Annotated in this window: 11 protein-coding genes and 1 pseudogene; 11 read left to right on the top strand and 1 reads right to left on the bottom strand. The window is 43.8% G+C overall.

Features of this window, described 5'->3' with window-relative positions; genetic code table 11:
- The first annotated feature begins 18 nt into the window (after positions 1–18).
- The 7 genes and pseudogenes from AC1EKL_RS07540 (at position 19) to AC1EKL_RS07510 (ending at position 6,604) form a co-directional block, all read left to right on the top strand.
- Positions 19–917 (top strand): annotated as a pseudogene (locus AC1EKL_RS07540) (metal ABC transporter solute-binding protein, Zn/Mn family).
- A 1-nt stretch (position 918) separates the two neighbouring features.
- Entirely contained in the window at positions 919–1,593 is a 675-nt protein-coding gene (locus AC1EKL_RS07535; RefSeq protein WP_480189475.1) for a metal ABC transporter ATP-binding protein, read from the top strand.
- Positions 1,586–2,371, top strand: a complete 786-nt coding sequence (locus AC1EKL_RS07530; protein ID WP_480189474.1) for a metal ABC transporter permease — start codon at positions 1,586–1,588, stop codon at positions 2,369–2,371. Before AC1EKL_RS07535 ends, AC1EKL_RS07530 begins: the two co-directional genes overlap by 8 nt.
- A gap of 157 nt (positions 2,372–2,528) precedes the next feature.
- Complete coding sequence (purR, locus tag AC1EKL_RS07525) at positions 2,529–3,359, top strand: pur operon repressor (protein WP_480189473.1); 831 nt, start codon at positions 2,529–2,531, stop codon at positions 3,357–3,359.
- 15 nt (positions 3,360–3,374) lie between these two features.
- A complete protein-coding gene (glmU, locus tag AC1EKL_RS07520) occupies positions 3,375–4,742 on the top strand; it encodes a bifunctional UDP-N-acetylglucosamine diphosphorylase/glucosamine-1-phosphate N-acetyltransferase GlmU (RefSeq protein WP_480189472.1) in 1,368 nt (455 codons plus the stop codon).
- A 64-nt stretch (positions 4,743–4,806) separates the two neighbouring features.
- Positions 4,807–5,790: a ribose-phosphate diphosphokinase gene (locus AC1EKL_RS07515; RefSeq protein WP_480189471.1), complete on the top strand. Its 984-nt coding sequence runs from the start codon at positions 4,807–4,809 to the stop codon at positions 5,788–5,790.
- Between the two features lie 106 nt (positions 5,791–5,896).
- Complete coding sequence (locus AC1EKL_RS07510) at positions 5,897–6,604, top strand: outer membrane protein assembly factor BamD (RefSeq protein ID WP_464465533.1); 708 nt, start codon at positions 5,897–5,899, stop codon at positions 6,602–6,604.
- A 72-nt stretch (positions 6,605–6,676) separates the two neighbouring features.
- Here the strand turns inward: AC1EKL_RS07510 and AC1EKL_RS07505 are convergent, their stop codons facing one another.
- A complete protein-coding gene (locus AC1EKL_RS07505) occupies positions 6,677–8,032 on the bottom strand; it encodes an HD domain-containing protein (RefSeq protein ID WP_480189470.1) in 1,356 nt (451 codons plus the stop codon).
- 137 nt (positions 8,033–8,169) lie between these two features.
- Here AC1EKL_RS07505 and AC1EKL_RS07500 point away from each other — a divergent pair, with 137 nt between their 5' ends.
- The 4 genes from AC1EKL_RS07500 (at position 8,170) to AC1EKL_RS07485 (ending at position 12,388) form a co-directional block, all read left to right on the top strand.
- Positions 8,170–8,577 (top strand): YwiB family protein, encoded by a 408-nt coding sequence (locus AC1EKL_RS07500; RefSeq protein ID WP_480189469.1) that lies wholly within the window; start codon positions 8,170–8,172, stop codon positions 8,575–8,577.
- A gap of 45 nt (positions 8,578–8,622) precedes the next feature.
- On the top strand, positions 8,623–9,165 hold the full coding sequence (rpoE, locus tag AC1EKL_RS07495) for a DNA-directed RNA polymerase subunit delta (protein WP_480189468.1): 543 nt from the start codon (positions 8,623–8,625) through the stop codon (positions 9,163–9,165).
- Positions 9,166–9,312: 147 nt separating this feature from the next.
- Positions 9,313–10,917, top strand: a complete 1,605-nt coding sequence (locus AC1EKL_RS07490; protein WP_480189467.1) for a CTP synthase — start codon at positions 9,313–9,315, stop codon at positions 10,915–10,917.
- 208 nt (positions 10,918–11,125) lie between these two features.
- Positions 11,126–12,388: a UDP-N-acetylglucosamine 1-carboxyvinyltransferase gene (locus AC1EKL_RS07485; RefSeq protein WP_480190265.1), complete on the top strand. Its 1,263-nt coding sequence runs from the start codon at positions 11,126–11,128 to the stop codon at positions 12,386–12,388.
- Positions 12,389–12,412 lie beyond the last annotated feature (24 nt).

The following is a 12,412-nucleotide window of genomic DNA, read 5'->3' as shown; positions in this document are numbered from 1 at the left end:
CGATAAGGGAGTAGTGCGATGAAGAAAAAGCGGTGGGGTTTAATTGGTTTAATTACTAGTTTGGTTGGTGTCTTAATTCTAATGATCACTGGTTGGCAACCACATTTACATCGCCAGCAACGACCGATTCGGGTGGTCACCAGTTTGAACTTTTATGGTGAAGTTGCCCAGAGTGTTGCTGGTAAATATGGAGATGTGACGTCTTTTATCAATAGTGCAGCCGTTGATACACACGATTTTCAACCATCGACCAAGCAGGCGCAGCAGTTAGCCGAAGCTAATGTCGTGATCGAAAATGGCTTAGGGTATGATACCTGGTTGCAAAAAATGACCAAGTCCACGGATCATGAGCAAACCGTGATTAATGTTGGCCGAGACGTGGCCCATAAAAAAGCAGGAAACAACGAACATGTTTGGTATCAGCCATCCACAATGAGTAATTTGGCCACCCAACTAGCCCAAAAGTATGCTAAATTGGATCCAAAACACCGCGCGTACTACTACGCCCGCGCCCGGCGTTATCAAAAGCAATTGGCTCCGCTTAACAAAACGATTGCGCAAGCCAAACGCGGCGTGGACCCCCAACGGAATGTTGTATTGGTGAGTGAGCCAGTTTTTGACTATGCTTTAGATAATTTGGGGTACCGAATCGCGAACCAGCGATTTGCAAAGGCGGTTGAGGATGATAATGATCCCTCACCAAAGGAAATTGCGGCGATGCAATCAGCAATTCGTCAACATCGGGTAGCGTTCTTCGTTAATAATAAGCAGGAAAGTAACTCCACAATTAAAAATATGTTGAAACTTGCTCGGCAATACGATGTTCCGGTCCTCAACGTGACGGAAACCAAACCTATACCGAGTGGATGCAATCACAGTATCAGCAACTAATTAAGATTCAAGAACAGGGTGAATAAGATGGCATTGATTTCAGTTGATGACCTCAGCTTAGCGTATGGTGACCATACCGTCATTGAAAATTTAAGTTTTCAGGTCAATTCAGGCGACTTTTTAGTGATGATTGGTGAAAATGGTGCCGGAAAGACGACGGTGGTTCGCGCCTTATTAGGGGAGTTGAAGCCCCGCCGCGGTGAAATTAGTCGGGCCAATCACTTAAAGATTGGTTATGTCCCGCAGTTTCGCAACTTACCGGCTAACTATCCATTAGCGGTCCGGGATTTTGTGGCGCTCAACCTCACTCAATCACGCTGGCCTTGGTTAAAAAAGACTGAGCAGCATCGTTTAGATCGGATTATTCGGGAAACTAATTTAACCACGATTGAAGACCGACCACTGGGGTTAGCATCCGGTGGTGAAAAGCAGCGGGCCTATTTGGCCCAAGCACTCGTTGATGATCCGCAACTATTAATTTTGGATGAATCGACGGCCAGTTTAGACAATGAAATGAAGTACGATTTATTAGATTTTGTAGCTAAGTTTCAACAAAATGGCTTGAGTGTGCTCTTTATCACTCACGATTGGGGTTTAGCAAAGCGCTATGGAACACGCTACTTGCAGTTATTACCAGATGGCTCTTACCAAAGCGGCCCCATTAATGAATTACCAAGTGATGAGGAGGTGCGCAATGTTTAGTCTCAGCTTTATGCGTTATGCGTTTGTGGCCGGTACATTTATTGCAATTGTTAGTGGAGTAATTGGGGTTTTTGTGGTGGCGCGGAATATGCCATTTATGACCCACACCCTTTCAGAGATTGGTTTTGCTGGTGCATCGTTTGCTCTTTTTATGGGCTGGCCAGCTTTAAATGGGATGCTTTTATTTACCATTCTTAGTTCAGTGATGGTTGGTCAATTGAGTATTGATGAATCTCGCCGAGAGTCAGTTATTTCGGCAGTGTCAGCGCTATTCATCGGGTTAGGAATTCTCTTTTTGTATCTTTCCAGTAAAACTGCCAGTTCAGCCACAAGTATCTTGTTTGGGAGCGTTGTCGGCATTAGCCGCCATGAGGTTGTGCAGCTGGTATGCCTCTCTGCGGTTGTTCTCGTGATTGTTTTCCTTATTTACCGTAAATTGAAATTTTCCTCATTTGATCCTGAGGGTGCAGCAGCGAACGGGTTAAACGAAACGGTGATTTCCGTCATCTTCCTTTTGCTCTTGGCAATGAGCGTTAGTGTGGCAGTCCAAATTGTGGGGACGCTATTGATTTTTGTCCTATTGACACTGCCTGCGGCCAGTGCAAAATACTACACGACCAAGATGATTGGATTAGCAATTTTATTCGCGCTATTGGGAATTTGGCTGGGATTATACTTAGCCTACATTACAAACTGGCCAGTCAGCTTTTTCACTTCGACAATTGAAGTACTGATCTACTTATCTGCCCTGTTATATCGGCAGCGAGCTAACGATTAAAATGAAAATAATTGGTATTTACCAAGCGAGCCGAATGAGGTCCGCTTTTTTTAGTGAAATTATGGAAAAATCAGTTAAAAGACGAACAATTATGTTATGATTTGAAGGTACACAAAACGTTTGTATTAACAGCATAATGAATTAAAGGAGCTACATAATGAAAGTTAGACGAAGCAACCGGCTAGTGGACATGACTCGCTATTTACTGGATCACCCACGAGAACTGGTTTCCCTAAAGTTTTTTGGCCATCGTTATGACTCAGCTAAGTCATCAATTAGTGAAGATTTAAGTATTATTCGGAATACAGTTGAACGATGGGGTGTCGGTCGCCTGGAAACTCTTCCCGGAGCTAGTGGTGGTGCACGTTTGACGCCACTATATTCTGAGAAAAACGCGGCAACAGTAATTGATGAACTGGTCCAAGCAGTGAATGATGATAGTCGACTGTTACCAGGTGGTTATGTTTATTTATCCGATTTGCTGGGGCGTCCGGACATTTTACGTGAAGTGGGTCGCTTGATTGCCACCCAGTACGTTGATCAAGATGTTGATGTGATCATGACCGTAGAAACCAAGGGGATTCCAATTGCCCAGAGTGTTGCGATGTATCTCAATCGACCGTTTGTAATTGTTCGTAATTCTTCCCATATTACGGAAGGTTCGACCGTCAGTGTTAACTACGTATCAGGTTCATCCCAACGGATCAAAAAGATGGAACTGTCCCTCCGAACGATGAAGGAAGGCGCTAACGTGGTTGTAGTTGACGACTTTCTCAAGGGTGGTGGGACGATGAACGGAATGAAGTCCCTTATCCAAGAATTTGGCGCCCACCTAGTGGGGATGACCGCGTTTGCAGAAGGTCAGTTTGACGGTGAACGACTAGTTGAAGATTGCACTTCATTAATTAAAGTGGATGCCCAAGATGGGGTTAACCGGCATTTAAGTGCCCAACCAGGTAACTATTTGGAAAAAGTTTTTAAGAAATAAGGAGCAATGAGAGTCATGCAACAGAAAAACGCAATTATTCTGGCAGCCGGCAAGGGTACCCGAATGAAGTCTAAATTATACAAAGTTTTGCACGAAGTTTGTGGTAAGAGCATGGTGGAACACGTGCTGAGTCAACTTGAAGCGGCTAAGATTGATAATATTGTGACCGTGGTTGGCTATGGGGCGGAAAGTGTGGAAAACACCATTGGTCCTCGTTCTAAGTTTGCCCTCCAAAAACAACAATTGGGGACTGGTCATGCCGTAATGCAGACTGAAGACCTACTAGGCGACATTGATGGTGAAACACTGGTAGTCAGCGGTGACACACCATTATTTACTGCTGATACCTTTAACAAGTTGTTCGAATACCATAAGCAACGGAAAGCGGCAGTAACTATCTTAACTTCCGTTGCTCCTGATCCAACCGGTTACGGCCGGATTGTCCGGAATGATGTTGGCATTGTGGAACGGATCGTGGAACAAAAGGACGCTAGTCAAAAAGAACGGGAAATTCATGAAATCAACACAGGGGTCTACTGTTTCGATAATAAGAAGCTTTTTGCAGCCCTGAAGAAGATTAATAATGATAATGCACAGGGTGAATACTACTTGACTGATGTGATTGCTATTTTGAAGCAACAAGGTGAAGTGGTTACGGCATACAAAATGGCTGACTTCGATGAATCGATGGGAGTCAACAACCGGGTGGCACTGGCCCAAGCTAATAAGATCATGCGGAAGCGGATCAATGATGAACTAATGATGAATGGGGTCACGATGGTTGATCCAGAAACAACCTATATTGATGCTGGTGTTAAGATTGGCCGCGATACAGTTGTGGAAGGCAACGTTGTAATTAAGGGCAATACTGTCATCGGTAGTGACTGCTTGATTGGTGCTGGCTCCCGAATCACGGATTCACGGATTCACGATGGCGTCCAAATTATTTCATCCACTCTGGAACAAGCGGAAATGCATGATGGCTCTGATATTGGTCCGAATAGCCACTTACGGCCCCAAGCGGAAATTGGCAAACATGTCCACATCGGTAATTTCTGTGAGGTTAAGAAAGCCTACATTGGTGAAGGAACCAAGGTTGGTCATTTAACCTACGTTGGTGATGCCACCCTTGGTAAGAACATTAACGTTGGGTGTGGAGTGGTCTTTGTTAACTATGACGGTGCAAAGAAGCACCATACCAATGTTGGCGACCACGCATTTATCGGTAGCAACAGTAATTTAGTAGCACCAGTTAACATCGCGGCTGATTCATTTGTGGCAGCCGGTTCAACCATTACGGACGATACTAAACAATTTGACATGGCAATTGCCCGTCAACGGCAAACTAATAAGGCGAATTACGCAAAAAAACTCCCGTGGTAGTTGCTTTTTCGCACCCCAATTAATAAGATAAGAGTGGTAAAGGGATTTTAATTTGGAGGACCTCATGAAACAGAAATATTTTGACCCGAATCTGAAGATTTTTTCTTTAAGTTCAAACCGTCCATTGGCTGAAAAAATTGCCGATGAAGTCGGTGTCGAACTTGGTAAATTATCCGTTGACCGGTTTAGTGACGGTGAAATTCAAATCAATATTGAAGAAAGTATCCGGGGCGATAATGTATATATTATTCAATCCACGTCAGCACCCGTAAATGACAACTTAATGGAATTGTTGATTATGATTGATGCTTTACGGCGGGCGAGTGCTAAGACCATCAATGTGGTCATGCCATACTATGGTTACGCCCGTCAAGATCGGAAGGCCCGTTCACGGGAACCAATTACGGCCAAATTAGTTGCTAATATGCTGCAGAATTCTGGTGTTGATCGGGTGATCGCCTTAGACTTGCACGCAGCACAAATTCAAGGGTTCTTCGATATTCCAGTTGACCACTTGATGGGTGCACCATTACTGGCTGATTACTTCATCAAACAGGGTGTGGCTAAGGATGCAGTCGTAATTTCACCAGACCATGGTGGGGTTGTTCGGGCCCGCGCCTTAGCTGAATTTTTAAAGGCGCCAATTGCCATTATTGATAAGCGGCGGCCTAAGGCGAATGTTGCTAAAATCATGCATATTATTGGGAATGTACAAGGTAAAAAGTGTATCATGATTGATGATATGATTGATACTGCCGGGACGATCACCTTGGGATCAAAGGCATTAATGGATGCCGGGGCAACCGAAGTCTATGCTTCTTGTACCCATGCGGTATTATCTGGTCCAGCAATTGAACGACTAGAAGATTCACCAATTAAAGAAGTGGTGGTTACTGACTCAATTCAATTACCAAAGGAAAAGCAAATTGCGAAGATCAAGCAAGTTTCCGTGGCCCCATTAATTGCTGATGCAATTAAGCGGATTAATGAAAACCGGCCAGTTAGTCCACTGTTCAAGAATCTCTTTGATAAAGTTAATAAAGAATAATTTTAAATCGTTTATTAAGATCAGTGCTGACCTTAGTAAACGATTTTTGGTTATTCGGTAAAAATGGTATAATGTTCCTAACCCTGATTAAGGAGGAATAATGAAAATGAAAAAGAGTTTAATGTCTAAGTTGGCACTTTCCACAGCGGGAGTTGCCCTGGTGTTCGGGTTAGCCGGATGTGGACAAAAGAATAGCGCCAGTTCAGATAATAACTCAACGAAGTCAGCGAAGGTCACAGAAAGTGCCGCTGACAAAGCTTATAAGAAAGCTAATGATTTAATTACTAAGGGCCAATATCAAAAAGCCTATGACCTCTTAGATGATGTCGAACACGAAAACAAAAAGGTTGAATATCTTGAAGAAGACTTGGATAGTTACCTTGAAGCCCGTGAAGATTATAACAAGGGTGACTACCAAGAAGCTGAAGCCGAATTACCAGGTATGAAATCCAGCAGTAAGCCAATGAAGAAGGCCTACAAGGCATTACGGGTAAAGATTTCGAAAGCCATTAATGGTGAGATTGAATCTAGCTCGACCAAGCAAACGAGTCAAAGCAGCAGTTCACAAGCGACGTCTAGTTCACAACGGGTCGCAAACGCGGATGCAGCGCGGGCCACTAAAGAAGATGTGGTAACGGACTTTGCTAATAAGATGGGCTTCAATAAGAAGGGGTACGGAATTATTCCAGTTTCCAAGCAAGGGAACGTATATCGCTTTGAAGTTCGGCAAAATAATTCCGATAACTCAGTTGCAAGCATGATTGGTATTTATGAATATAATTCTAATACTGGTTCAGCAACGAAAGTTAACTAAATCATCAATTTAAATAAAAAATGGAACGTGATTGAGCAGTCAGATGGACTGTTTCTACGTTCCATTTTTAATTTATTGGGGAGCAACAATATGATTATTTTGAATGTACTGTTGAAATTCATCGTAGATCGGCTGGAAGATTTCAATATTGTCATGTTGGACGAGCATTTCTTTCGGGAAGAAGAAGCGTTCATCGCCCGCTTCCTTACCAGCAATACTAGCAACGAGGGTACTGACCTGTGATAATTCAATCAGTTCACCATTAGGTTGAATCAACTCAATCTGACTTTGGGGCTGGGAATCGCGCGGGTTATAAGTGTCGTACGGCAATTTATAGCTGGAATTTGTAGCCGTATAGTAATGGTCATTAAAGCCGGCGGTTGAAATCAAATCCCGCAATTTTGGTAAGAGCGGTTCAGTGGTTGCATCATATAGGACCGACTTTAGTGGCCGACGGTTTAAAAAGCGTTGGGCCAAGTCACTCAGAATATCGTCACCAGAATTACGCCAATGTAGAAAGTAGGTTGTCAACACACCATCATCTAAAGAAAGGTAGTCATTAATGGTATAGTGACCATTAAAAAATGGCATGAGCAGGTGAGGTGTAAAGACCGGGGAATAGTCACTTGGGTGCTGGTAAAGGTACTTAGCTCGCATTAGCAGGTGGTCTAAAATGACTTCCATTGAACGCGAAACCGGGTGGAAGTAAATTTGAAGGTACATCTGCAACCGACTAATGATGTAGTCTTCAACCGCATGCATTCCCGAAATTTCAAAAGCAATCCCGTTGTGAATGGGACGCATTACTCGTAATACCCGGTCGAGATCGTATTTACCGTAGTTGGTACCGGTATAATAAGCGTCCCGTTGCAGATAATCCATCCGATCAGCATCGACTTGACTGGAGATCATTTGAACGACCTGCTGATTTGGGTACGTATGATCAATCACACTGGCTACCTGTTGCGGAAATTCAGGACTGACCCGTCGTAAAATTTGGTTAACATTAGTTTCAGGACTAGTGATAATTTGCCGGGTAATGGCTTCGTGGTCCGTGTGGAAAATGTGCTCAAAAGTGTGTGAATAAGGGCCATGGCCAAGGTCATGCAGGAGTGCAGCAGTCAGTGCCACTGGTCGTTCACGATCATCCCAGAGACCATCACCAGGGCGCTTGCTGGGATAATTTCTTTGAAAGTGATTGCACATCCGACGGGCAATTTCATAGACCCCTAGGCAATGGCCAAAACGGGAATGTTCCGCACCGTGGAAGGTCAACGAGGTGGTACCAAGTTGTTTGACCCGGCGAAGTCGTTGAAATTCCGGAGTATTAATTAAATCGAGAATAATTTGGTTATCGACAATGACGTGGCCATGGATTGGGTCCCTGAACACTTTTTCGCGAGGTAGATCTTCGTCTTTAAAACTCATAGTTCGCTTCCTAACGTAAACTTTTTCTCTATTATACAAAACCTGCTGCCAGAAAGCACTGGTGGTCATTTAGCGATGGTCAGTTTATAATTAAAAGGGTTAAAGGTGGGTGAAGAACGATTAAAGAAGTATTTCCAGTGACAGTTCACTTGACGACTTCCATGACGATGGGAAGTGAGACTGAACACTTTGAATTTACAGAAAGTGGTCAATTAATCCGGTTGAACGGCGGGCAGGTTTACCTGCGCTACTTAGAGCACCAGGATAATCAAGAGACGCCTGTCCAGTTCCGACTGGATGAGGACCGGGTGCAATTAGACCGCCGCGGTCCACGGCAAACTAGGCTAGTCTTTGAGGCGGGTGCTGAAACGATGACTAGGTACCGAACTGAGTACGGAATTATTCACCTAGGGGTCGAAACCCGCCAATTAATTAAAAAGGTGGATTTTACTAATCATACGGGTTCACTGCAAGCGACATATCGGTTGAAGAATCAGGGACAGGTCTTGGGAACTTACCGAATTCAATTGCAATTTGCGCCCTGATATTGTAATATGTAACTTAGACTTTTTGAAGGGATGTGCACCAATTTGGATTTAAAGGTTTTCGATGGCCAAGATAAATCAGAACTTTCGATGATCGAAGTCGCCCACGCCATCTTAGCTTATCATGGTGAAGCAATGGCCTTTGCCGACTTAACAAATGAAATTCAACAATATCTTGGTAAGAGTGATGAGGAAATTCGGGAACGACTTTCCCAGTTCTACACTGATTTGAACGTCGATGGCAGTTTTATCTCCCTTGGTGATAACACTTGGGGATTACGTGCATGGTACCCATACGACTCAATTGATGAAGCCACGATTGGTGAATCTGATGATGACGATGATGATCGTCCAAAGAAGCGTCGGCGGAAGGTCAATGCTTTCTTGACCGGAAGTGACGACGATGATGATGTGATCGATTACGATAATGACGATCCAGAAGATGATGATCTGAATGACGATGACGATTCAGATGATTACGATGATGACAATCCGATCGAAGACGATGATACGGATAGCGACATTGAAAGTCACTTGTCAGAATTACATGACGATGATGATAGTTACGATGATGGAGATGAAGAATAAATTTCTGCTTGACTATTGTGACTAGCCTTTGTATTATTTTACTTGGGCTCCCAAGATTGCTTGGGACATCTCGTTTCAATAGCTCCCTGTTTCACTAAGAAATGGGGAGTTTTTTCGTTTGTAGCGTATTAGAAAAGGAGAGTAAGAATGACAAAGTACATTTTTGTAACTGGTGGGGTTGTTTCGTCACTTGGTAAGGGAATTATTGCGGCATCATTAGGACGCCTGTTAAAGAACCGGGGACTTAAAATTGCGATTCAAAAGTTTGATCCATATATCAATGTTGATCCCGGTACGATGAGCCCATACCAACACGGTGAAGTTTTCGTAACGGATGACGGAACGGAAACTGACCTTGATTTAGGGCACTACGAACGATTCATTAATAATAATTTAAATAAATATTCTAACGTAACGACGGGGAAGATTTATTCTGAAGTATTGCGGAAAGAACGGCGTGGTGACTACCTTGGTCGGACGGTTCAAGTTATTCCGCATATTACTAACATGATTAAGGATAAGATTAAGCGGGCTGGCGAAAGTACGGATGCTGATGTTGTGATTACGGAAATTGGTGGGACCGTTGGTGACATTGAATCCCAACCATTCGTAGAAGCTATTCGGCAAATGAAGAAGGAAGCCGGAGCGGACAACGTTTTATACATCCACGCAACGTTGATTCCATACTTACGGGCAGCTGGTGAAATGAAGACCAAGCCAACCCAACATAGTGTGCGTGAATTACGGGGCTTAGGAATCCAGCCAAACATTCTGGTTGTACGGACGGAGAAGCCAATTACAGAAGAAATGCGAAAGAAGATTGCTCTTTTCTGTGACGTTGATCCGAAAGCCGTTATTGAATCCCTGGATGTACCAAACTTATACGAAATTCCATTGAACTTGCAAAAGCAGGGGATGGATCAATTGGTAGTGGACCACTTCAAGTTGGATGCGCCAGTTGCTGACATGCGTGAGTGGACAAAGATGGTTGATCATATTGAAAATGACCTGACTAAGACGGTGCGGATTGCGATGGTTGGTAAGTATACCGATCTTCAAGATGCCTACATTTCTGTTAACGAAGCGTTACGTCATGCGGGATATCCAGTTGATGCTGACGTGAAGATTGACCACTTTAATGCGGAAAATATCAATGAAGAAAACGTTGCCGAGACGCTGGGCGATTACGATGGAATCCTCGTTCCAGGTGGTTTTGGTAGTCGGGGCATTGAAGGGATGATTACCGCAATTAAGTATGCTAGGGAAAATGATGTGCCATACTTAGGCATCTGCCTTGGAATGCAAACGGCCTGCATCGAATATGCCCGGGACGTTCTTGGCTACAAAGATGCCAACTCGACTGAATTCGATCCGAATACCGATCACAACATTATTGACTTGATGGCGGATCAAGCTGACGTCGAAGATCTTGGTGGAACGCAACGTTTGGGTGCTTACGCATGTCGTTTGAAGCCTGGAACGGTTGCAGCGGCTGCTTATGATAACAAGCCAATGATTCACGAACGGCATCGGCACCGTTATGAATTCAACAATAAGTACCGTGATGAAATGGAAAAGGCCGGCTTAGTAGTTTCGGGAGTTAACCCAGAACGAAACCTGGTTGAAGTAGTTGAACTTCCAGAGAAGAAGTTCTTTGTGGCGGCTCAATACCACCCAGAATTTTTGTCCCGGCCAAACCATCCAGAAGGGCTTTTTGGTGCCTTTGTTAAGGCAGCGGTGGATAATAAGTAATTTGAATGAAATAAGACGCAGTTTACTGAAAAGTGAACTGCGTTTTTTGGTGCAAGATGGTGAAAATTAATTTGAAGAAAGTTTAATTATTTAACGAAAAGGTTGTAATTTAGACGGAGGTTCTTTATTATGTTTATTGACTGTTTAAATATAATAATAATGCATTAAAAAGATACAAAATAAAGATTTTAAGTGAGGAAAGATCAACATGAAAAAACTGATCATTCAAGGAGGAAACCGAATAGCTGGCGAAGTAACCATCGGTGGTGCCAAAAATAGTACGGTGGCATTAATTCCGGCAGCTATTTTGGCAGACACGCCAGTCCAGTTTGATACTGTCCCTGACATCTTGGATGTTCATAACTTGATGATTATTTTGGAGTCAATGAATGTCAAATCCAACTTCACCCACGGGGTATTAGACATTGACCCAACTGAAATCGTTGAGGCAGAACTACCGAGTAAAGCAATTAAGAGTTTGCGCGCATCGTACTACTTTATGGGCGCCCTGTTAGGACGATTCCACCGCGCAACTCTGACTTTCCCTGGTGGTGATAATATTGGTCCGCGGCCAATTGATCAGCACTTAAAGGCCTTTAAAGCATTGGGGGCTAACGTTAGCGAACACGCGGGAACTGTCCATCTGGATGCGCCTAATGGGTTGCACGGGACACGGATCTTCATGGATATGGTTTCTGTGGGGGCCACGATTAATGCAATTCTGGCAGCTGTTCGTGCTGAAGGGACGACGATTATTGAAAACGCGGCTCGGGAACCGGAAATTATTGATTTAGCAACTTTCCTTAATAACATGGGGGCTAAAATTCGGGGTGTCGGAACGGACGTGGTGCGGATAACCGGAGTTGATACCCTGCAATCGATGAACACCCACACGATTATTGCAGACCGGATTGAAACGGGAACATACCTGTCATTAGCGGCAGCCTTGGGTGATGGTGTGATGCTTAAAAATGTAATTCCAGAACACTTGGAAGCATACACCAGTAAACTGATGGAAATGGGCGTGGATCTGCAAATTGATAGTGATAAGATCTATGTTCCTGCAACAGACCACCTCAATCCAGTTCATGTCAAGACAATGCCATACCCAGGGTTCGCAACTGATTTACAACAACCATTAACCCCCTTGATGTCATTAGCAAATGGGGAGAGTACGGTTGTTGATACAATTTATCCAAAGCGGGTTAAGCACATTCCCGAATTACAGAAAATGGGCATGAAGATTAGTACTGGTGATGGACAAATCACGATTGACCATACGGAAGAATTGCACGGTGCGGATGTTGAAGCAGGTGAAATTCGTGCTGGCGCTGCACTGGTGATTGCCGGTTTAATGGCTAAAGGGACCACTGTGATCCATAAAGCAGATAATATTCTGCGGGGCTATGACCGGATTGTATGGAAGCTGAACCGACTCAATGGGGATGTTACAATTGAAGATGATGATTAATTAGTTTGCGTTCAGCTTCAAATT

It is taken from the genome of Limosilactobacillus sp. C0001E2 (assembly GCF_056590915.1).
Note: the sequence above shows the minus strand (reverse complement) of the source record. Positions and strands in the feature narration are given on the sequence as shown.